General features: G+C 60.6%; 20 protein-coding genes and 1 riboswitch. Of the genes, 19 read left to right on the forward strand and 1 reads right to left on the reverse strand.

Features of this window, described 5'->3' with window-relative positions:
- The first annotated feature begins 49 nt into the window (after window positions 1-49).
- The 12 genes from AAA138_RS02075 (at window position 50) to AAA138_RS02130 (ending at window position 10,895) form a co-directional block, all read left to right on the forward strand.
- Window positions 50-574, forward strand: a complete 525-nt coding sequence (locus AAA138_RS02075; RefSeq protein ID WP_099432128.1) for a dCMP deaminase family protein — start codon at window positions 50-52, stop codon at window positions 572-574.
- A 170-nt stretch (window positions 575-744) separates the two neighbouring features.
- Window positions 745-1,023, forward strand: a complete 279-nt coding sequence (locus AAA138_RS02080) for a NifU family protein (RefSeq protein ID WP_035137589.1) — start codon at window positions 745-747, stop codon at window positions 1,021-1,023.
- Window positions 1,024-1,132: 109 nt separating this feature from the next.
- Complete coding sequence (lgt, locus tag AAA138_RS02085; protein WP_349089376.1) at window positions 1,133-1,954, forward strand: prolipoprotein diacylglyceryl transferase; 822 nt, start codon at window positions 1,133-1,135, stop codon at window positions 1,952-1,954.
- Window positions 1,955-2,094: 140 nt separating this feature from the next.
- The gene (locus tag AAA138_RS02090; protein ID WP_349089377.1) at window positions 2,095-4,278 is read left to right on the forward strand and encodes a DUF6020 family protein; all 2,184 of its coding nucleotides are present in this window, start codon (window positions 2,095-2,097) and stop codon (window positions 4,276-4,278) included.
- Between the two features lie 165 nt (window positions 4,279-4,443).
- Window positions 4,444-5,250, forward strand: coding sequence for a YebC/PmpR family DNA-binding transcriptional regulator (locus AAA138_RS02095; protein WP_006234926.1), 807 nt, complete (start codon window positions 4,444-4,446; stop codon window positions 5,248-5,250).
- A gap of 166 nt (window positions 5,251-5,416) precedes the next feature.
- Window positions 5,417-5,962: a hypothetical protein gene (locus tag AAA138_RS02100; protein ID WP_349089378.1), complete on the forward strand. Its 546-nt coding sequence runs from the start codon at window positions 5,417-5,419 to the stop codon at window positions 5,960-5,962.
- Complete coding sequence (locus AAA138_RS02105) at window positions 5,955-6,332, forward strand: DUF2273 domain-containing protein (protein ID WP_233540326.1); 378 nt, start codon at window positions 5,955-5,957, stop codon at window positions 6,330-6,332. The genes AAA138_RS02100 and AAA138_RS02105 overlap by 8 nt, the downstream gene beginning before the upstream one ends.
- Before the next feature lie 55 nt (window positions 6,333-6,387).
- The gene (locus AAA138_RS02110; RefSeq protein WP_161115101.1) at window positions 6,388-6,903 is read left to right on the forward strand and encodes an Asp23/Gls24 family envelope stress response protein; all 516 of its coding nucleotides are present in this window, start codon (window positions 6,388-6,390) and stop codon (window positions 6,901-6,903) included.
- A 208-nt stretch (window positions 6,904-7,111) separates the two neighbouring features.
- On the forward strand, window positions 7,112-8,134 hold the full coding sequence (locus AAA138_RS02115) for a YitT family protein (RefSeq protein ID WP_349089379.1): 1,023 nt from the start codon (window positions 7,112-7,114) through the stop codon (window positions 8,132-8,134).
- A 150-nt stretch (window positions 8,135-8,284) separates the two neighbouring features.
- On the forward strand, window positions 8,285-9,601 hold the full coding sequence (locus AAA138_RS02120; protein WP_349089380.1) for a zinc-ribbon domain-containing protein: 1,317 nt from the start codon (window positions 8,285-8,287) through the stop codon (window positions 9,599-9,601).
- A gap of 195 nt (window positions 9,602-9,796) precedes the next feature.
- A complete protein-coding gene (locus AAA138_RS02125) occupies window positions 9,797-10,405 on the forward strand; it encodes a DUF4234 domain-containing protein (protein ID WP_117770102.1) in 609 nt (202 codons plus the stop codon).
- Window positions 10,398-10,895 (forward strand): DUF2752 domain-containing protein, encoded by a 498-nt coding sequence (locus AAA138_RS02130; RefSeq protein WP_199573591.1) that lies wholly within the window; start codon window positions 10,398-10,400, stop codon window positions 10,893-10,895. The genes AAA138_RS02125 and AAA138_RS02130 overlap by 8 nt, the downstream gene beginning before the upstream one ends.
- Before the next feature lie 106 nt (window positions 10,896-11,001).
- On the opposite strand, the gene AAA138_RS02135 is transcribed toward AAA138_RS02130, so the two are convergent.
- A complete protein-coding gene (locus AAA138_RS02135; protein ID WP_349089381.1) occupies window positions 11,002-12,465 on the reverse strand; it encodes a M20 family metallopeptidase in 1,464 nt (487 codons plus the stop codon).
- A 167-nt stretch (window positions 12,466-12,632) separates the two neighbouring features.
- On the opposite strand from AAA138_RS02135, the gene AAA138_RS02140 reads away from it, so the two are divergent.
- The 7 genes from AAA138_RS02140 to AAA138_RS02170 all read left to right on the forward strand — a co-directional run bounded on the left by AAA138_RS02140 (window position 12,633) and on the right by AAA138_RS02170 (window position 20,937).
- Window positions 12,633-14,270 (forward strand): amidohydrolase, encoded by a 1,638-nt coding sequence (locus tag AAA138_RS02140; RefSeq protein WP_349089382.1) that lies wholly within the window; start codon window positions 12,633-12,635, stop codon window positions 14,268-14,270.
- Window positions 14,271-14,572: 302 nt separating this feature from the next.
- Complete coding sequence (groES, locus tag AAA138_RS02145) at window positions 14,573-14,866, forward strand: co-chaperone GroES (RefSeq protein WP_022094351.1); 294 nt, start codon at window positions 14,573-14,575, stop codon at window positions 14,864-14,866.
- Between the two features lie 96 nt (window positions 14,867-14,962).
- Window positions 14,963-16,600 carry a chaperonin GroEL gene (groL, locus tag AAA138_RS02150; RefSeq protein WP_022094352.1) on the forward strand — a complete coding sequence of 546 codons (1,638 nt, stop codon included), beginning with the start codon at window positions 14,963-14,965 and terminating at the stop codon, window positions 16,598-16,600.
- A gap of 370 nt (window positions 16,601-16,970) precedes the next feature.
- A riboswitch (FMN riboswitch) is annotated at window positions 16,971-17,163 on the forward strand.
- A 5-nt stretch (window positions 17,164-17,168) separates the two neighbouring features.
- Complete coding sequence (locus AAA138_RS02155; protein ID WP_117745765.1) at window positions 17,169-17,759, forward strand: ECF transporter S component; 591 nt, start codon at window positions 17,169-17,171, stop codon at window positions 17,757-17,759.
- Entirely contained in the window at window positions 17,756-19,660 is a 1,905-nt protein-coding gene (locus tag AAA138_RS02160; protein WP_349089383.1) for an energy-coupling factor transporter ATPase, read from the forward strand. Before AAA138_RS02155 ends, AAA138_RS02160 begins: the two co-directional genes overlap by 4 nt.
- Entirely contained in the window at window positions 19,660-20,460 is an 801-nt protein-coding gene (locus tag AAA138_RS02165) for an energy-coupling factor transporter transmembrane component T (RefSeq protein WP_349089385.1), read from the forward strand. The genes AAA138_RS02160 and AAA138_RS02165 overlap by 1 nt, the downstream gene beginning before the upstream one ends.
- A gap of 30 nt (window positions 20,461-20,490) precedes the next feature.
- A complete protein-coding gene (locus AAA138_RS02170; protein WP_349089386.1) occupies window positions 20,491-20,937 on the forward strand; it encodes a pyridoxamine 5'-phosphate oxidase family protein in 447 nt (148 codons plus the stop codon).
- The last annotated feature ends 37 nt before the right edge of the window (window positions 20,938-20,974 follow it).

Consider the following 20,974-nt stretch of genomic DNA (forward strand, 5'->3'; position numbering starts at 1 on the left):
TTCACCTGCTACAATGGGTCAAACTATTGCGATTACGGAGGTGTCTGCCATGTCGGACGATCTTCATCAAACTTCGTCAGGCAAGCGCCTGGACGTCATTAGCTGGGACGAGTTCTTTATGAGCGTGGCCATCGCCGCGCAGCGCCGCAGCAAGGACCCCAATACGCAGGTGGGTGCGTGCATCGCCAGCACCAACCACCGCATCCTTTCGGTGGGCTACAACGGTACGCCCTCGGCGCTCAACGACGACTTTTTCCCGTGGGGTACGAGCGACGACCCGCTGCAGGACAAGCACAACTACGTGGTCCATGCCGAGGCCAACGCCGTGCTCAACTACCGTGGCTCGCTCAAGGATCTCGAGGGTTCCACGGTCTACGTTACGCTGTTCCCGTGCCACGACTGCGCCAAGATCCTGGCGCAGGTGGGCGTGGGCGAGGTCGTCTACCTGGACAACAAGTACGCCGATACCGATGATGGACGCATCAGCCGCCGCATCCTCGACTCCTGTGGCATCAGCTACCGCCAGGTTATCGTCGATGTTCACATCGGCACCGAGGGGCAGGCTCAGCAGTAGCTCGTGGCAACGCCAGCTGGCGGCAAAACAGCCAAAAGAGACCCGTCCCAAATTGACCGCTCGTGAAAGTCGTGTCCGCACGCATGGCTGGCGCCTAAGCGGGTACATGGCTGTAGTAACATAGCTTCTGTCCGCGGGCGCGCCCGCGTAATTGTGAGAAAGGAGCCCCTGTGGCTGTTAACGAAGAGCTGCTTAAGAAGGTTCTTGAAGAGATTCGCCCCAACCTGCAGGCCGACGGCGGCGATATGGAGTATGTGGGCGTTGACGACGAGGGCGTCGTCAAACTGGAGCTGCAGGGCGCTTGCGCCGGCTGCCCCATGAGCTCGCTGACCTTGTCTATGGGCATCGAGCGTATCCTGAAGGAGCACGTGCCCGGCGTTACCCGCGTCGAGCAGGTCAATGCTTCCGGCGAGGCCGAGGACCTGTACGACGAGTACGCGCCGTTCTAAGATGCGAAAGCTGCGGACGGCATACTCCGCATAGACGTTACGCCCAAATATGCGGCTGCGAGCGCAAGGCCCGCGGCCGCATTTGTATGTAGGGAGTAGGAGGATCGACATGCTCAACGACTTCTACCATATGCTTGATCCTGTCGCGATCTCGGCGGGCCCCATCACTATCTACTGGTACGGCCTGGCCTACGTGGTCGGCGCTCTGCTCACGGCGGTCGTCATGTACCGCACGCAGCGCCGCTGGGGCTTTAACATCACGATTGACGACCTGACGAGTGTCGTGGTCGGCGTGGTCTTTGGCCTCATTATCGGTGCCCGCCTGTTCTACGTCGTCTTTTACGGTGATGGCTACTACTGGGCGCACCCGCTCGAGATCTTTGCCACCAACGAGGGCGGCATGAGCTTCCATGGCGGCCTGGTGGGCGGCATTATCGGCGGCATCATCGTGTGCCGCATGTATAAGCTCGACGCATGGACTTTGGCAGACCTTGCCGTCATAGGCGCGCCGCTGGCCTTGTGCCTGGGCCGTTGTGCCAACTTTGTCAACGGAGAGCTGTGGGGCAAGCCGACCGATCTGCCCTGGGGTGTGGTTTTTGGCGGGACTGCGGGCGATATGCCGCGTCACCCCTCCCAGCTCTACGAGGCATTTCTTGAGGGCATCGTGCTCTTTTGCATTCTGCAGGTGCTCAGCCGCAAAAAGCCGCTGCTGCCCCAAGGCACGTTTATGGGCGTCTTTGTGATGGGCTACGGCATCGTTCGCTTCCTCATTGAGTTTGTGCGCGTGCCCGATGCGCAGCTGGGTTATCTGCTGGGAGGCGTCATCACGATGGGACAGCTGCTGAGCCTGCCGCTCGTAATCGTGGGCCTGGCGCTCGTCATCTTCGCCCGACACCGCAATCGCCCCCAGCGCATCTACCTCGACGCCTAACCAAGACCACCACAAAGGGGACAGGCACCTTTGTGGTGGTTTGCTGGGCAACGATGACAGAACCGTAACGTTTCCCCAGATAAAACCTGCCAAAATAAACCTGTCCCTTTTTGGTAGGTTTCTAGAAAGGCTTTCGGACTGTGAAGGATTCCGACCTCTCCACAACGGCTGCGCGCGACGCTGCCCGCATCGTCTGGTTTAAGCGCTACCCCGCCAAGCAGACGCTCATCGCATTTTTGCTCGCGCTGTTGGCGACCACGGCGTTTTCCATCGATCCCTCCCCGGTGTCGAGCAACGCAGTCTTGGCGATTGACCCCAACGCCTCGGGCATGCTGTACGTGTGCTACGAGGTGCTCCTCTCGTTTGCCGGCCATACCGACGCGGTCATGCTGCTTGCGCTTGCCTGCCTGCTCACTCTGCCGTTTCGCTACGTGTTCTTTGGCCGTGGCGACACCTGGCGTCCATCGATCATTCTGCCGTCGCTGTTCTTCGCCATCTGCATGGTGTTCGGCCGCAGCTACGATCTCACCGACTCGGCCGAGATTGTCCTTGGCGACAAAGCCCGCATCATCTGCGCCTGGATTGGCGGCGCGGGCTGGATGCTCCTAGCGATCGTTGCCTTCTACCTTGCCTTTGAGTGTCTAGATTGGCTGAGCTCTCGGCGCATTCCGTTTTCGGAAGCGCACTTTGGCCGCGTATGGCGTGTGGCTCACGCCGTGCTCTCGGTCCATCCTTTTGCCGGGCCCTTCCTGGTGCTTATGATCGCCTGGGCGCCCACGCTCATCGCTTCGCTGCCTGGCCTTTTTATGGGAGATACGGGCGCGCAGATTCGCCAGTGGTTCAACTATCCCAACGGCACGAGCGACTACCTGCGCCTACTCAACCCCAACGTGCTGCTCAACGGGCATCATCCCGTAGTGCACACGGCCATTATCGGCTCGTGCGTTCAGCTGGGGCTTTCGCTGTTCAACAGCGCCAACGCAGGTCTTGCCATCTACACCTGTGCTCAGTTCGTCATCACGGCCGCCTGCATGGCCTATTCCATTTCGTCGCTGCGCAAACTGGGCGTGAGCCTGCCGGTTCGCGGTGCGATCCTGCTGTTCTTCGCGTTTATGCCGATGTTTTCTAACTACGCGGCGTTGCTCACCAAAGACGTGCTCTTTGCCGACGCGTTTTTGGTGCTGTTGGTGCAGACCGTCAAGCTCGTGGCATGTGGCTTGCCCCGTCGTGATGCCAATGTCGAGCGAGCGGGCGAGAAAGCCCCCGTGCTCTTTGCGCGCCACGACTGGCTGCTGCTCGCTCTGGGCGCCATGGGTTCCACGTTTCTGCGCAACGGCGGCCTGGTGTTTCCCCTGGCGGCATGCGTAATCGCGGCGGCGTTTTGCGTATGGGACGTGCATGTGGCTCGTCGTGCAGCCAAGCAGACTGGCGCTGCGCCTTCGGGCGCCATCCCGCGTTTCCGCTGGGTTGGCGTTCTCGCGGTGCTCGCGCTCTGCCTTGCCTCTAATATGTACTTCACCAAGGTCTTTATGCCGGCGCACGACATTACGCCCGGCTCCAAGCGCGAAATCCTTTCGATTCCGTTCCAGCAGACGGCTCGTTTCGTCCAAAAGCACGACGGCCTCAACTCGGGCGTCAACCCTACGGTTAAGGAGGACGGCACCATCGTGGAGGCACCCTGCGACGGTTTGGTGACCGACGAAGAGCGCGCCGTGATCGACCGCGTGCTCAAGTACGAGAATCTGGGCCGCCGCTACAACCCCGACAAGTCCGATGCCGTCAAGAACTGCTTTAACGAGTACGCCTCGCAGGAGGACATCAAGGCCTATTTTGAGGTGTGGGCCCAGATGTTCAAAAAGGATCCCGAGTGCTATATCTCGGCGCTCATCAATAACTACTACGGTTATTTTTATCCGAGCGCGCGCGATGCCTGGGTCTACAGCACGGCGCGTAGTGCCGAGATCATGGCGCGTCCCGACAACCTCAAGTACTTCGACTTCCATCCGGTTGACAGCAACGTGGTGCGCTGGTGCGACCACCTGATCAATTTGTACCGTGTGGCGGTGCAGCGTGTTCCCTTTATCTCGCTCACCATGAGCTCGGCCACCTATGTGTGGATCATGATCGCCGTGGTGGTCTACTTGCTGCGTCGTCATTCATGGCGTGCGCTGGCGATCTGGGTGCCGCTGTTGGGCGTGCTCGCTGTGTGCCTGATTGGCCCGTGCAACGGCTCGACTTACATGCGCTACCTGTATCCGGTCATCGCCTGCATGCCCTTCGCCATCGGCGCCACCGTCACCCGCAGCGACTTCTTCTGGTTCTAATTTGGTGCATTGAGGGCCAGGTTTCTTTGCACCAAAGGGGACATCATCACGACGCCTTCATTTTGGGGTTTATCTCGCAGGGCAGTAGGTATATCATAACGACGTTTGTTTATATTGCCCGAGCATCTGCGCTGGGCTTTAGGTCGAAACCGATAGGAGACACGTATGTCCGGACACTCTAAGTGGGCCACAACCAAGCATCGTAAGGGCGCGCAGGACGCCAAGCGTTCCGCCCTCTTCTCCAAGCTCAGCCGCAACATCACCGTTGCTGCCCGTCTCGGCGGTGACCCGCTGCCCGAGAACAACGCCAGCCTCGCCGCTGCCGTTGCCAAGGCCAAGGCTCAGTCCATGCCTAAGGACAAGATCAAGTCCGCTATCGACAAGGCTTTTGGTTCGGGTGCCGATGCCGCCGTCTACGAGAACATCGTGTACGAGGGCTACGGTCCCGCCGGTGTCGCCGTCTACGTCGACTGCCTGACCGACAACCGCAACCGTACCGCCGCTGATGTCCGTTCCGCCTTCTCCCACGCTGGTGGCAACCTGGGCACCTCGGGCTCCGTCGCCTTCCAGTTTGAGCGCAAGGGCCAGATCGTCGTCGCCAAGGAGATCCTGGACGAGAACGCCAAGAAGGAGACCATGATCGCCAACGGTGCTGCCGGTGACGAGGATGAGTTCATGATGGCCATCGCCGAGGCCGGTGGCGAGGACTACGAGGATGCCGGCGAGGAGTGGATCGTCTGGACTACTGCTAATGAGGTCATGGCTGTCTCCAAGGCGCTCGAGGAGCAGGGCGTCCAGGTCAAGGGCTCCGAGACCACCATGGTCCCGACCACCCCGACCGAGGTCTCCGGCGCCGACGCCAAGAAGGTTCAGCGCCTCATCGACCGTCTTGAGGAGCTCGACGACGTCCAGGATGTTTACAGCACCATGGACATGACCGACGAGGTCATCGCTGCCCTCGAGGAGGAGTAGCGCCCGCACGGGTTAAGCCGTGCATATCTGGGCATAATGAAGCGAGCATGCAAGCCTCGTGGAATAGATGAGCCGGATCCGCGTGCGTAGAGCACCGGACCCGGCTCTTTTATAATGATGCGAACCGTTTTGTATTTCGAGTGCCGAGATTTGAAGGGAGCGCCACGTGCGCGTACTCAAACGAGCCCTAGCGATTGTGTATCTTGCCGCCGCCATCGTGGCGCTGGGTACGCTTGTCTGCCAGTTTTGGGGGCCGTATACGTATCGCTTTATGCTGCTGATGCGCGACCCCATGCCGCGCATTGTCGTGACGGCATGCGGCGGAGTTGTGGCGATCGGCGTGCTGGTAAGCTTCTTCCGCCTGATGTTTGCTCGTCGCGAGCCGTCCTGTGTGCATCCGGCGGGGGAGCGCAATATCGAGGTCACCCTTGCGGCGCTTTCTTCGTGTGCTAGGGCTGCTGCCGAGCGCGACGACCGCGTGATGGTCGAGCATGTCGAGGCCCGCGTCCAAGGCTCCGACGATTCGCACGTCCGATTTAAGGTCGAGGCTATCGCGCTTGACGATAAGGACGTGGCATCTCTGGCTACTGCGATGCAGCGGCGCATCGAGGAAGCTTGCGACACCATGCTTGGCACGCCGGGCACGACCGCACGCGTTCGTTTTTTGCCGTCCAAGACTACCGTCCAGACCGTGGAGGTTTCCGGTGAGTGATACCAATCAAGACAAGACCGCTCGTACGCCGCGCCTGACGATTGACCAGAGCGCCACGCCGGCGAACGAACCTGTTGATTCCAAAGCAGAGGCAACCGAGTTACAAGACGCGGCAGCCGCGGATTTTGACGAGGCTATGGGTCTCATCAAGGGTACGGGCGCTGCCATCTGGAGCTATGCCGTGCGTCATCCCAACACCACGCTTGGCGCCGTCGCTGGCTTTATCCTCGCCGTGTTGGTGCTCACGTTGGGCCTGTGGGACACGCTCGTCATTGCATTCTTCGTGCTGATCGGCGCTGTGATCGGCCAAATTCGCGACGGCGAGAACGGGATCGTCAACTTCTTCGGCCGTCTGTTTAGCGGCCGCTAATAGGCCGCTAATATGTATTCGACTGTCGCATCTGCGGCAGGCATAAGGAGGAACCATGGCTTTTAACACGAAGGTCGATGTAGCCGATACCGAGCTCGAGGAGAACGAGGCGGTCGTCGCCGAAGCCGAGGATGTGACGCTCGAGGACGAGGCTCTTGTCGAGGTCGAGTCCGATGAGGATGAGGACGACGAGGAGGCGGACGAGTCCGAGGACTCGCTGACCTATTCCAACGGTGTGATCGAGAAGATCGTTGCCATGGCCACCCGCGAGGTTCCGCACGTTCTGGGCATGAAGGGTAACCTCATGCACTTTGTGCAGGAGCAGTTTGGTGCCGAGAATCTGACCAAGGGCGTGACGGTCGAGGTCACCGATGACAATCGCGTGGTCGTCAACATCTCCGTCATTATCGAGTACGGTGCCTATGCGCCCGCGATCTTCGACGATGTCAAGGCACGCGTCACCGAGCGCCTTGCCGCGATGACGGGCCTTGAGGTGGCGGGCGTCAACCTGCGCATCGAGGACGTCATCACCCCCGAGGAGTACGAGCACCGCACCAGCCAGCACGAATAACCTTCCAAAAAGGGACAGGTTTGTTTTGGCAGGTTTTATCTGCGAAAACGTTAAACGGCCGACCGCGCAAGCAAAAGCGTGGCCGGCCGTTATTTGTATGCCCCCCGATGTAGGCATACCGCTCGTCTAACTAGGGGTTGCAATCGTCGCGTTCCGCGTTACCCTAATGGACGCATTGTTTCCAAATTGTTAACGAGGGGTTGCCGTAATGGCCGACGAGCACGAAACAGAAAGCAAGGCATGGGCGATTGAGGCCGCCGCGGCAGAGGCGGCATCGCGTGCTGCCGAGGAGATGCATCGTCCTCCCGTGGTGCCGATGGAGCGCGTGGTCGATCGCACCGATATCGAGCGCGGTGAGCGTGCCGGCCAAAAGCGCAGCCAGGAGCCAGGCTTCCCGCGCTTTTTCGCCGAGCTCAATCTGGGCCTGATTCTTACGGCCTTTGCCATCGTTGCGTTTAAAACCCCTAATCACTTTGCTTTTGGCGGCACCTCGGGCGTGTCGGTCATTCTGTCCACGCTGTTCCCGACCCTGCCCGTCGGCGTCTTTATGTGGATTATCAACGCGGTTCTCGTCGTTTTGGGCTTTATCTTTTTGGAGCGCAAGGCAATCCTGTGGAGCGTCTTCGCCTCGTTTGCACTGTCCGCCTATGTTTCGCTGTTTGAGCTCTTTATCCCGACCGATATCTCGATGACGGGCGATATGTGGCTTGACCTGTGCTTTGCCGTGATTCTGCCGGCGCTCGGCAGCGCCATCGTCTTTGATATCGGCGCCTCGACGGGCGGCACGGATATCCTCGCTATGATCCTCAAGCGCCGCACCACGCTCGAGATTGGCCGCGCACTGCTGTTGGTCGATATCGGCATCGTGACCATCGCGGCCTTTTTGTATGGCCCGCGTGTCGGCCTGTATTGCGTGCTCGGCCTGTTTGCCAAGACGCTCGTGGTCGACAAGGCCATCGAGAGCATTCACCTTCGTAAGGTCTGCACGGTCATTTGTTCCGAGCCCCTTAAGGTCGAGGAGTTTATCGTCAAGCATCTCAATCGTACGGCGACTATCAGTCGTGCCTACGGTGCCTTCTCGGGCAAGTGCGTGACGGTGATCATGAGCGTGCTGAGCCGTCGCGAGGCCGTGCAACTGCGCCGCTATGCGCGCGAAGTCGATCCGGGTGCCTTTATCACGATTGTCGACAGCTCCGAGATCGTCGGCAAGGGTTTCCGCGGCACGAACTAGCGCGAACGCATTCATCAAACAATCGAAAAGCGCCTCGCGCGTTGCAAATACGTCATCTAAGAGTATTTGTCCTCACATTGGGTGATAATGATGCCAAAGACATCGTTTGCGATCCAGGTGATTCGCTCAACATACGAAGGGATGATTTCGATGTTCTGTTCGCAGTGTGGCGCTCCTATGGGCGATAACGACAAGTTCTGCGGCGTGTGCGGTGCTCCTAATGCTGGTGCTGCAGCTTCCACCCCTCAGGGTCAGCCTCAGCCCCAGCAGTTTGTTCCGCAACCGCCCGTGGCGAATGCGCCAAAGGGCTGCACGGCTCAGGCGTTCCAAGATATGACAAAGACTCCGGGCGTGCTTCAGCGTGTATGCCAAATCGCGTTTTTGCCGGCGCTGATTTGCGTTGTGTCGGTGCTCGTGTTGTTTATTCCCGTTATTGGCGGCATTGCGGCTGCCATCGGCTTTTTGGCAGCTTGCATTGCGAGCGTGTGCGGTTCCGGCTTTGGCATCGAGTGGGGTCGCGATCTGTCGCTTAAGATCGATGACGGCATGGATCGTCCGCTGATGCGTTCCACGTCGTTTGGTCTCGGAGTCTTTTCGAGCGTTATTTCGGTCGTGCTCGAGGTTATCGCTGCCATTCCCGTTATCGGTGTAGTGCTTTCGCTGGTGGAGGGCGTGGCGCTTGGTGCCGCAGGCTCGTACTCCTACTATGGCTCCTATGCGCTCGAGGCTGCGCTGTTCGGTTCGCTCGGCCTGCTTGTCCTGGCTATGATTGCCACGGCAGTCTTGGGGGTCTTCTTTAAGATGTTCGCCGACATTGCCGTGATGCACTTTGCGGTGACCGGGCGCGTTGAGAGCGCGTTTTCGCTCGACAAGGTCTGGGCGGCGTTTAAGCACAACAAGACCAAGCTGTTCTGCGCTTCGTTCCTTCCCGAGTTTTTGACGGGCCTGGTTTCCAACGCCATTACGTGGATCTTGACAGCTGTCTTTGGTGCCATCGCCGGAATTGGCGCGTACGGCTATTACTATCGCCCCACGGGTATCGAGGCGATTGTTACCGCCGGTGGTGTCACGCTCGTATTGTTCCTGGTGCTGATTGCATTCGTCACGGTGTTCCTTACGGTCTTTGGCAAGATGCTCAAGCACCGTGCCGTTGGCTATTGGGCTGCACGTTATGCAAGCGAATGGGCCGATGAGGACAAGGACGACGTTTTGACTTTTGTGCTCCCGGGTGAGAAGAAGCCTGCTCCTGCGGGATTCAATCCCACGGCAGCCACTGGTGCTGCGCCTGCCCCGGCACCCGCGCCTGCACCTGCCCCGGCACCCGCGCCTGCCCCTGCCCCGGCACCTGCTCCTGTCCCCGCACCGGCGTCCGAGGCGACGCCTGCGGAGCCCGATTGGGATGCCGTTGCCACGCCGGCGGATGAGCCGGGCGATAATCCTGCTGCCGAAAACAATCAAACCGAATAGCCGGTCGAGGCGCCCTGGGCAACTGAGCCCGGGGTGCCTTTTTCTACTGCGAAAGCAAGAAAATGCCTGGGAAAACGGTTGCAGCAAAATTTCTCGGAAATTGGTCAATGTTGCGCAACAACGTCGCGGCTATTGTTGAGAACGTAGACGTGTAAGGTTTGAAGGCGTGCGACGCCTTAGGAAAAGGAGAGGCTCATGTTCTGTCCCACTTGTGGTTCTCCCATTTCGGATGATGCCAAATTCTGCCCTGTTTGCGGATCCGCCGTTGGTGCCGCTTCTGCCGCTCCGGCCCCGCAGCCCCAGCCCGCTCCGGCCCAGGCTATTCAGCCCGTGCCCCAGCCTCAGCAGCAGTACACCGGTCAATACGCCCAACAGTCCGCATCCGCTCCGATGGGCTATGGCCCCATTAAGGCTGACCGCAGCCTGATCGGCTGGCTGCTGCTCTCTCTTGTGACCTGCGGTATCTATTCGTTCTACTTCCTGTATTGCTTGGCACGCGACGTCAACACGTTGTGTCAGGATGACGGCGATTACACGCCGGGTCTGGCGGAATTCATCCTTCTATCGTTTGTGACCTGCGGCTTCTACGCGTACTACTGGTATTACAAGATTGGCAACCGCCTGCAGGCCAACGCTCCTCGCTACGGCCTGGTGTTCCAGGAAAACGGCACCACCGTTCTTCTGTGGCAGATCTTCGGCGCGCTCCTGTGCGGCCTTGGTCCCATCTTCGCTATGAACATCATCATCAATAATACCAATGCCATGGCAACGGCTTACAACACTCGCCTTGGCGCTCGTGCCTAACAATAAGGGCGGCGTGAACAGCTCCCAGGGACATAGGGGCACGGCAGAGCTCCTTCGCCGCGCCCTTTTTTGCACCGGCGCGCTCTTTGTCGCCTGGCTCGCGCTCTACCTGCTCGATATCGGCTGCATTTTTCGAATGATGACGGGCGCTCCTTGTCCGGGATGCGGCATGACGAGGGCGTGGCTGGCGGCGCTGCGTCTCGATTTTGCGGCGGCCTTTGCCTACCATCCGCTGTTTTGGGTGGTGCCGATTGCGTTTGTGCTCGCGTTCGTGCGCGAGGAGGTGGCATCGAGCAAGCTAAAGCGTGGTGTCGACATTGCAGTCACCGTGTTGTGCATGCTGGTCATCGCCGTATGGATCGTGCGCCTCATCAATCCGGTAGATGCCGGCCTACTCTTTGGCGGCCATGCGCCCGCCGGAGTCCCCGACGACATCATCCACCTCGAACCCCCACGCTGGCTCACCATCCTTCGCTCTTTCCTGTCGTGACGGAGGACGCGCTAGAAAAGCGGTCGACACATAAGCGGGGGCGAACGTTGAGATAACGTTCGCCCCCGCTTTGCTCTAGCCAGGTTGTTATGGGTGGGCGTGATGGCTACTCGTCGCGCTTCTCCTCGTGGCGAGCGGCAGCCCGCGCATCGTGGATGCCCTTGATTGCAGCATGGCGAGCGGTGCGAGCATCGTGCATGGCGTCGCGCGCCTCAGCGGCTGTTGCCTTGGCAGAGCGCAGCTTGGCGGCCAAGTCGGGGTTGGTCTCGGCAACCGCGGCGATCGTGGGGCCGTCGAGCTCCTCTTGCGTGGGCTCGGCCAAAAAGTCGATAGCATACTGGGCGGCCACCATGGAGCCCTTTGCCAGCACGGTCTCGTCAATCTTGTAAAAGCAGGAATGTTGGGCGTACGTGGCGCCAATCTTGGGGTTGCGCGTACCTACAAAGGCGAGCACGCCCGGTACGCGGCGCAGGTACTCCGAAAAATCCTCGCCCGAGAGCGTGCCGCGATAATGGCCTTGGCCGGCGGGGCCCAGACACTTAATAACAGCCTGACGGCAGCGCTCGCTCGAGGCGGCGTCGTTTTCGACCTTGTAGTTGGCGATGGTGTAGTCGGTGAGCTCAGCCTCGGCGCCCAAGGCGGCCGCGGTATGCTCCACGATGCGGCGCATAAGCTCCGGCATTTCCTCGTGGGTCGAATCGCCGTAGGTGCGCACCGTGCCGGCGAGGTAGGCCGTGCCGGCGATAACGTTGCGTGCGGTGCCGCCGTGCAGCTCGCCGACGGTGATGACGGCCGGCTCGTAGGGGCTGATCTCGCGCGAGACGATGGTCTGCAGGGCGTTGACGATCTCGGCGGCCACCATAACGGCGTCGTGACCGCGCTGGGGCATGGCGCCGTGGCACGAGGTGCCGCGGACATCGATGCGGAACCAGTCGGTATTGGCCATGCGCGGGCCGGGCTCGCAGCTTACGGTGCCGGCGTCGACCTCGCTCCAGATGTGCGCGGCGTAGGCGCCGTCGACGCCGTCGAGCACACCCGTGCCGATCATGAGTTTGGCGCCCTGGCCGTTTTCCTCACTGGGCTGGAAGACGATGCGGACTTCGCCGTGGATGTCGTCGGTCATATGGCGCAGGATTTGCAGCGTTCCGAGCATCATGGCGATGTGGCAGTCGTGGCCGCAAGCGTGCATGCAGCCCTCGTTGACGCTGGCGAACTCCTCGCCGGTCTGCTCGGTGACGGGCAGGGCGTCGATATCCGCACGCAGCAGGATGCGGCGGCGCGGCGTGCCGTCCTCGCGATAGGCGTCGGGCGCGGTGCCGCGAAGGGTCGCCACCAGGCCCGTCTTAAGGGGACGCTCGTAGGGGATATTCATGGCGTCGAGCTGGTTGGCGATGTCAGAAGTCGTGCGCTCTTCGGCGAGGCTCAGCTCCGGGTGCTTATGGAAGTGCCGGCGCTGCTTGATGATATAGGGCTCAAACTCGGCGGCGATATCTCGGATGGCCGCGGTGACGTCGTCTGCCGCGCGAACCTCGGTTGCCGCCATAATCTGCTGTGCCTTGGTCTTCGTCATGGTCGATTTGCTCCTTGCTGGGTTGATCGCAAAATCGTACAGGCTCTCTTCAGTATGCCACCTGCCGCTAGGGCTGGTAAAGTTGCCGTTTGCCGCTTGGGGTTTTGTTGCAAGGGCGGGGAAGTACACTCGGGGTGTTGAATTACCCGCCAGAGATGGGGATGCCCATGCAACATATCGATCGGATTATCCGCTCCAAGAACGTCTTTACCGCCCAAGACGGCATCGATACCGCCCGCGAGCTGGCGATCGCCATCGCGGGTGATCGCATCGTTGCAGTCGGCGCGCCCGATGACGTGATTGCCGCCGCGCCTGCCGTCACGCCGGTGATCGATTACGGCGAGCAGTTCATCTGCCCCGGTTTCCATGACGCGCACCTGCACTTCTTCCATACCTCGGTTGGCTCCTCGCCGTATATGCTCATGGATATGGGCACGTCAGAGGCGGCGCTGGTGCAGCACGCACTCGAGTTTTCCCAGGACCTGCCCGACGACGCCTGGGTCGTGACGCAGGGCTGGCGCGATTACCGCTGGGATCCGCCCGAGCATCCCACCAAGGCGTCGCTCGATGCTGCTTTTCCCGATCGCCCCTGTGTTATGTACTCGGGCGACGGGCATACGCTGTGGCTCAACAGCCGCGCGCTCGAGGCGCTCGGCGTGACGCGTGACAGCGAGCCGCCGGCGGGTGGCAGCTACGACAAGAATGCAAATGGCGAGCTCACGGGTATCGCTCACGAGGCTGCGGCCATGCAGCTGCTGCCGCGCTGTCTTGAGTGGCTGGGCGAGGACCGCATCGCGAGCGCGTATGCCGACCAAATGAAACGCATGGCCGAGCAGGGCATTACCTCGATTTGCGACATGTCGCTCATGCCCATGCCGGGCTGCGACTTTATCCGCGACGACGTCTATGACAAGTTGCAGGCCGCCGGCAAGCTGGGCATTCGCGCCCACCTGTTCCCCACGCTGTTGGATGACCAATCGCGCTTGGAAGAGCTTCAGACTCGCTACGCAAACAATGCGTTGCTCTCGGCGCCGGGCTTTAAGCAGTTCTTCGACGGCGTGTCGAGCGAGCATACCGCATATCTCACCGATCCCTATACCAACCCGCGCTTCCCGGGCGACCAGGGTCGTCTGACGGTTCCCGCCGAGCGCATGCGCAAGCTGGTTCTGGCGGCAGCCGAGCGCGGCCACACCGTGCGCATCCACGTTATCGGCGACGGCGCCATCCATGCCGCACTCGATATCTTTGAGGAGGCGGCAGAACTCTACGGCTTGCCCCAGCACGGCCATAATACGCTTGAGCATTTGGAGAATCTGCTGCCCGAGGACATCGATCGTCTGCGCAAACTCAACGTCATTGCCTCGAGCCAGCCCTGCCATATCACGCTCGACCCGGGTGGTCCGGAGCGCGATCTGGGCTTGGAACGCAGCCGCATCATGTGGCCGTTTGCGACCTATAAGCAGCGCGGCATTCGCCAAGCCTTCGGTACCGACAGCCCTATCACAGCTGTTACCAGCATGAACGTGCTCTACACGGCTATCACGCGCCAGGACCCCAAAAGCCACTGGCCCGAGGGCGGCTGGCTGCCGAGCGAGCGCATCGATGCAGCAACAGCCCTGCGCAACTACACCCTGGGCAGCGCGTACGCAGCGGGCGACGAGCAAAACCTCGGCAGCCTGGAACCCGGCAAATACGCCGACCTGGTAGTCCTGGATCAAAACCCACTCACCATCGACCCCCAAGAACTGCAAGCCACCAAGGTTCAGGCCACCTACCTGGCAGGTAACGTAATCTACGAGCGCTAGCCTCATACCCCACTCATAGGGGGCACGTTTCAGCAACGTGCCCCTTTCTTGTTCGCAACATCTGCATCGCCATTTTGCTGCACTGACTTTTCTGAATGTCGGGCCCGAATTAGTTAACCTGCCTCCCGTGTGGCTCCGCTAAGTTATCCCCCGGCATTCAGAAAATCTAAGTGCCAAAAAATAAGATTTTTTGACTCCGTGTTGTATAACCCGCCATTCGTGGGTACCATTCAACGCGTACGCAAACAAAAAGGGTTAATTCGCGTGGTATAACCGCGCGGCCCAAAAAGGAGGAGACAAGCATGTCGTCTTTGAAGCCGCTTGCAGATCGTGTTCTGGTCAAGCCCGACGAGGCCGAGCAGAAGACCGCTTCTGGTCTGTATATCGCCAGCAACGCTCAGGAGAAGCCGCAGCGCGGCACCATCGTTGCCGTGGGCGCCGGCAAGGTCAACGACAAGGGTGAGCGCATCCCCATGGACGTCAAGGTCGGTGACGTTGTCATCTACGGTAAGTTCGGTGGCAACGAGGTCAAGGTCGACGGCGAGAAGTATCTGCTGATGCGCGCCGACGACATCTACGCTGTCGTCGAGGCCTAGTCTCGTCAGAATCTCTGATTCGTCTTTGAACGCGATCGCCGCATAGGACTCGGAACCGGCGACGCGAGTCACATTTCTTTTGGAGGATTACCTACCATGGCAAAGAACATTACGTTCAACACCGATGCCCGCGCCAAGCTCGCAAAGGGCGTCAACACTCTGGCCGACGCCGTTACCGTCACCATGGGCCCCAAGGGCCGTTACGTCGCTCTGCAGCGCACGTTCGGTGCCCCGACCATCACCAACGACGGCGTTTCCGTCGCTAAGGAGATTGAGCTCGAGGACAACATCGAGAACATGGGCGCTCAGTTGGTGAAGGAGGTCGCCACCAAGACCAACGACACCGTGGGTGACGGCACCACCACCGCGACCCTGCTCGCTCAGGCTATCGTCAACGACGGTCTGCGCAACGTCGCTGCCGGCGCCAACCCGCTGGCCATCCGTCGCGGCATCGACAAGGCTGTAAACGCCGCCGTCGCTGAGATGAAGAAGCAGGCCAAGCCGGTCGAGACCAAGGAGCAGATCGCTTCCGTCGGCACCATTTCCGCTGGTGACCCCGAGGTCGGCGAGAAGATCGCCGAGGCCATGGAGGTCGTGGGCAAGGACGGCGTCATCACCGTCGAGGATTCCCAGACGTTCGACATCACCATCGACACCGTCGAGGGCATGCAGTTCGACAAGGGCTATGTCTCCGCTTACTTCGTCACGGACAACGACCGCATGGAGGCCGTGATGAAGGATCCGTACATCCTCATCACCGACCAGAAGATCTCCAGCGTTCAGGACATCATGCCCGTTCTCGAGGCTGTCCAGCGCGCTGGCCGTGGCCTGCTCATCATCGCTGAGGACATCGACGGCGAGGCTCTGCCTACCCTGGTCCTCAACAAGATCCGTGGCGCCCTCAACGTCTGCGCCGTCAAGGCCCCGGGCTACGGCGATCGCCGCAAGCGCATCCTCGAGGACATCGCCGTCCTCACCGGTGGCCAGGCTGCCCTGGACGAGCTGGGCGTGAAGGTCGCTGACATCACCGCCGATATGCTCGGTACCGCTAAGTCCGTCACCATCTCCAAGGACAACACCGTCGTCGTCGGCGGCGCTGGCTCCAAGGAGGCCATCGACGCCCGTATCGCTCAGATCAAGGGCGAGATGGAGAACACCACCTCTGACTTCGACCGCGAGAAGCTCCAGGAGCGCCTGGCCAAGCTCTCCGGTGGCGTTGCCGTCATCAAGGTCGGCGCTGCTACCGAGTCCGAGCTCAAGGAGATCAAGCACCGCGTCGAGGATGCCCTGCAGGCAACCCGCGCTGCTGTTGAGGAGGGCATCGTCGCCGGTGGCGGCGTCGCCTTCATGGACGCTGCTCCTGCGCTCGACGCCGTTGAGCTCGACGACCCCGAGGAGAAGATCGGTGTCGACATCGTCAAGAAGGCTCTGACCGCTCCGGTCGCTACCATCGCCAAGAACGCTGGTTTTGAGGGCGCTGTCGTGGTCGACAAGGTTGCCGAGCTGCCTGCCGGCCAGGGTCTCAACTCTGCCAACGGCGAGTGGGGCGACATGATTGAGATGGGCGTCCTCGACCCCGTCAAGGTCAGCCGCGTCACCCTGCAGAACGCTGCTTCTGTCGCCAGCCTGATCCTCATCACCGAGGCTACCGTCTCCGATGTGCCCAAGAACACTCAGCTTGAGGATGCTATCGCTGCTGCCACCGCTGGTCAGCAGGGCGGCGGTATGTACTAAGGCCGACAAGGTCTAGAACTCCCACCGGGAATCCGGGGGCGGGACGGGGACTTCTCTCCGGAACGTCCTCGGACATGCAAAGAGGCTCCGCATCGCGCTTCGCGCTGCGGAGCCTCTTTGCGTCCTGCGGAATATTCCGGAGAGAAGTCCCCGTCCCGCCCCCGGATTCCCTGCGTTTACGGCCTTGAGGTCGGCGGGCGGAGAAGGATGTGGTCGATGGGGATACGTGTCCCCTTCGCTGTTTCGCGCTTTGCGCGAAAGGCGCGCTACTTTGGGATGGGTGGGGAACGTGGTTGTTGCGGCAACTGATCTCCGCCACAAATTACCCTTGGCATACTTGCGCGAAAACCTGCTCGTGCTACACTTGCAATTGCTGTTTCAGGGCGGGGTGGAATTCCCCACTGGCGGTAAATCGGGCGGTGCCAAAGGGGTACCGTGGCGCAGGTGAGATGCCTGCGACCGAGCCGATGAGTCCGCGACCCGTGTGTGCGTTGGTTCGCATGCCGGCTGAACTGGTGAGATCCCAGTACCAACGGTTAGAGTCCGGATGAAAGAGGCAGGTGATCTTATGTCTGAACAGTCGCAGCATATCCATTTTGAGAACACGAATAGGTGGAGCACCAAACAGCTCGTTACCATGGCGTTGATGTGCGCCTTGGGCGCCCTGTTTATGTACGTGCAGCTGCCTATCCTTCCTTCGGCGCCGTTTTTGACGTATGACCCGTCGCTGGTGCCGGCGATGGTGTGCGGTTTTGCGTATGGTCCTGGCGCCGGCACTGCTGTTGCCGCCATGGCGATCGTTATCCATGCGCTCACCACGGGTGACTGGGTCGGCGCGCTTATGAACCTGGTTGCCACGCTGGGCTACATTCTGCCCGCGGCTACCGTTTACCAGAAGATGCACACCTATAAGGGTGCCGTGATTGGCCTGGTGCTCGGCGTCATTGCCGCTACGGCGCTGTCTATGGTCGCAAACCTTACCATTGGCGTTTGGTTCTGGTATGGCTCGGTCGATGCGATCGCCCCGCTCATGATTCCTGCCGTACTGCCGTTCAACCTTATCAAGACCGTGCTTAACTCGGTGTTGACGCTGGTGGTGTATAAAGCAGTCTCCAACCTCATCACGCCTAAAAAGGACCAGGTCAAAGGCCGCGCATGATTGAGTGTCGGGGCGTTTCCTTTAGCTATGACGGTGCCGCCCAGGCGCTTGACGGCATCGATCTGAGCATTAAGGACGGCGAGTTTTTCTGCATCCTCGGTGGCAATGGGTCGGGTAAGTCGACGTTTGCCAAGCATCTGAATGCGCTGCTGCAGCCCGATGCGGGCACGGTACGCATCAACGGCATGGATGCGTCCGAGCCCGAGCTGGTCTACGACATTCGTTCGACCGCGGGCATGGTATTCCAGAATCCCGACGACCAGCTGGTGGCAACGCTTGTCGAAGATGACGTTGCGTTTGGTCCCGAAAACCTTGGCGTGCCATCGGCGCAAATTGCGCAGCGCGTACGCGAGGCGCTGAAGGGCGTGGGCCTGGTGGGCTTTGAGTGCCACGAGACCCATGCGCTTTCGGGCGGCCAAAAGCAGCGCGTGGCGCTTGCCGGCGTGCTCGCCATGGAACCGCGCGTGCTCATATTGGACGAGGCTTCCTCGATGCTCGATCCGCGTGGACGCAAGGGCCTCATGAAGGCTTGCCGCGCGTTGCACGCTCGCGGCATGACCATCGTGATGATTACGCACTTTATGGAAGAGGCCGCCGAGGCCGATCGTGTCGCGGTGTTTCGGGCGGGGCATGTTGCCATGCTGGGTACGCCCGAGGAGATTCTGACGCGGGCGAATGAACTCGCTCAGCTCAACCTGGATATGCCGGCGTCGTGCTGCTTAGGTAGGACACTTCGTGCGAAGGGCGTGCCCGTTTGCGCGCAGGTACGTGAGGCGGATATGGTCGCCGAGATTGCGCAGACTTATGCCGAGCGAAGTGGGGCAGGCACCGCGGGGCAGTCTTCCGCATCCCAGTTGGAAATCGCTGACGGCACTGTTCCGGTAGACAACGAGGGCAACGCGTCGGAGCCCGTCATAGAGCTATCCCATGTTTCGTACAGTTATTCGCTCAGTCCGCGCGAGCGCCGCCGCTGGCATAAGCGCTCGGCCACTGCGGGCAAATCGAGCAAACAGGCTCTCTGGGGAAACGACCCCAGCAGTCCGTGGGCGCTGCGCGATGTATCGCTGACGGTGCGTCGCGGCGAGTTCCTGGGGCTAGCAGGCCATACCGGCTCGGGTAAATCGACTCTGGTCCAGCATCTCAACGGGCTGATCCGTCCGCAGGAGGGAAGCATTTGCGCGCTGGGGCTCGACCTATCAAACAAGAAAGACGCCGCTGCGGTTAAGGCCAAGGTCGGCGTGGTGTTTCAGTATCCTGAGCGTCAGCTGTTTGCCGAAACCGTGGCGCAGGACGTGGCGTTTGGTCCGCACAACCTTGGCTTGCCGCAAGATGAAGTCGACCGTCGTGTCGAGTCATCGCTCTCGCGCGTGGGCCTCGATCTTTCCACGGTCGGCGACAAGAGCCCCTTTGAGCTTTCGGGCGGCCAGCAGCGTCGCGTGGCGTTTGCCGGCGTGCTCGCCATGGAACCTGAGGTGCTGGTGCTCGACGAGCCCATGGCGGGCCTCGATCCGGCTGCCCGCAGGGATTTCCTGGAGCTCATTGGCCGTTTACATGACGAAGGCCTGACCGTTGTCATGGTTTCGCACAGCATGGATGACCTGGCAAATTGTTGTGACCGTATCGTTGTGATGAACGAGGGCGCGGTGTTTGCCGAGGGAACGCCCACGCAGGTTTTTGCGCATGCGGATGAGCTTAAATCAATCGGCTTGGGTGTTCCCGCCGCCCAGCGCATGGCGCTGGCGCTCGCGAAGGCAGGCGTGCCGCTGCGCTTTGACGGCCTCTATACGGTTGAGTCGCTGGCAGACGAGTTGGTGGACCTGCTAATCGGTCGCTCGGGCGGTCCTTCTAACGTCGCGGACATTGCTAAATCAAAGACGGTCGCGCGAGAGGAGGGCTGCTAATGGAGGCGTTTTCGTTTGGCAGCTACTATCCCGGCGATAGTGCGATCCACCGCCTAGACCCGCGAACTAAGTTGCTCTTGGGCTTTGTGTTTCTGATCACGACGCTCACAGTCAGCAGCTTCCGCGGACTGGCCCCGGTCGCAATCTTCGTTGTCCTGATCTATGCCGTGTCCCGGGTGCCGTTGCGCCGGGTCCTATCATCGATGGCACCATTGCTGGCGATTGTCGTGGTGGTCGCAGTGCTCAACCTGTTTTCCGACCAGAGCGGGCGCATCCTGTGGCAGCTCTGCTTTCTGCAGATAAGCGAGGGCTCGCTGCGTTCTGCCGCCTTTATGGCGTGCCGCCTGACCCTGATGATGGCCGGCATGAGCGCCATTACGCTCACCACGCCCACGCTCGACCTCACCGCGGGCTTTGAGCGTCTGCTCGCACCGTTTGCGCGCGTGGGGCTCCCTGCGCATGAGCTCGGCATGATCATGGGTATCGCGTTGCGCTTTATGCCGCAGTTCGCCACCGAGATGAAGCAGACGGCGGACGCGCAGGCAAGCCGCGGCGCGCGCGTGACGTGCGGTCCGCTCGGCGGCGTGCGTATGCTCGGCAGTGTGGCGATTCCGCTGTTCACGGGCGTGTTCCGTCATGCCGAGACGCTTTCGGCCGCCATGGATGCCCGTTGCTATCATGGCGAGCAGGGCCGCACACGTTTGCATGCGCTTGCATTTGGCCGCAGCGATGCGTTGGCGGCGGTGGTGACGGCGTTGCTGCTCATCTGCGTCATCGTCATCAATCTTCAACTTGTTTAGGCGCGATTCGAGCGCAAGAAAGGGGTCCCTATGACCGACAACGACCGCACGGCTCAGCTTGAGCGCGCCTGTTCGTATCTCAGGCGCATTCCGGCGTGGTATCTGGCCACGACCGATGTGGCCGACGGGTATCAGCCTCGCGTGAGGCCGTTTTCATTTGCCATGGTCGATGACGGTAAGCTGTGGTTTTGCGCATCGCGCGACAAGGATGTGTGGGCGGAGCTGAGTGCGAATCCCAAGTTTGAACTCTCGGGCTGGAAGCCGGGGGAGTGCTGGATCGTGTTGACCGGCGAGGCCGCACTTGAGGACGACGCAGTTGCGAGCGACAAGGTGCGTCAAGCGGGTTTTAAGCACATGGTGGGCATCGGCGAGGAACACGAGAGCGCCAACGACGGCCGCCTTGCGTTCTTCTCGGTCCGCAACATCGCCGCGCGGTTCTGCGATATCGACGGCAGCGAGGAGCGCCTGGAGCTCTAATTTCCCAAATTGATTACCCATTCCAAAAAGACTGGTC

Origin of the sequence: Collinsella sp. CLA-JM-H32B, from assembly GCF_040098065.1 — a bacterium.
Taxonomy (GTDB): domain Bacteria; phylum Actinomycetota; class Coriobacteriia; order Coriobacteriales; family Coriobacteriaceae; genus Collinsella.

Coding starts and splice junctions, on each gene's coding strand:
- AAA138_RS02135 (WP_349089381.1), bottom strand. CDS start 12,465: ATGACGAAGACCAAGGCACAGCAGATTATGGCGGCAACCGAGGTTCGC.
- AAA138_RS02115 (WP_349089379.1), top strand. CDS start 7,112: ATGGCCGACGAGCACGAAACAGAAAGCAAGGCATGGGCGATTGAGGCC.
- AAA138_RS02140 (WP_349089382.1), top strand. CDS start 12,633: ATGCAACATATCGATCGGATTATCCGCTCCAAGAACGTCTTTACCGCC.
- AAA138_RS02170 (WP_349089386.1), top strand. CDS start 20,491: ATGACCGACAACGACCGCACGGCTCAGCTTGAGCGCGCCTGTTCGTAT.
- AAA138_RS02095 (WP_006234926.1), top strand. CDS start 4,444: ATGTCCGGACACTCTAAGTGGGCCACAACCAAGCATCGTAAGGGCGCG.
- groES (WP_022094351.1), top strand. CDS start 14,573: ATGTCGTCTTTGAAGCCGCTTGCAGATCGTGTTCTGGTCAAGCCCGAC.
- AAA138_RS02165 (WP_349089385.1), top strand. CDS start 19,660: ATGGAGGCGTTTTCGTTTGGCAGCTACTATCCCGGCGATAGTGCGATC.
- AAA138_RS02125 (WP_117770102.1), top strand. CDS start 9,797: ATGTTCTGTCCCACTTGTGGTTCTCCCATTTCGGATGATGCCAAATTC.
- lgt (WP_349089376.1), top strand. CDS start 1,133: ATGCTCAACGACTTCTACCATATGCTTGATCCTGTCGCGATCTCGGCG.
- AAA138_RS02110 (WP_161115101.1), top strand. CDS start 6,388: ATGGCTTTTAACACGAAGGTCGATGTAGCCGATACCGAGCTCGAGGAG.
- groL (WP_022094352.1), top strand. CDS start 14,963: ATGGCAAAGAACATTACGTTCAACACCGATGCCCGCGCCAAGCTCGCA.
- AAA138_RS02155 (WP_117745765.1), top strand. CDS start 17,169: ATGTCTGAACAGTCGCAGCATATCCATTTTGAGAACACGAATAGGTGG.
- AAA138_RS02120 (WP_349089380.1), top strand. CDS start 8,285: ATGTTCTGTTCGCAGTGTGGCGCTCCTATGGGCGATAACGACAAGTTC.
- AAA138_RS02160 (WP_349089383.1), top strand. CDS start 17,756: ATGATTGAGTGTCGGGGCGTTTCCTTTAGCTATGACGGTGCCGCCCAG.
- AAA138_RS02075 (WP_099432128.1), top strand. CDS start 50: ATGTCGGACGATCTTCATCAAACTTCGTCAGGCAAGCGCCTGGACGTC.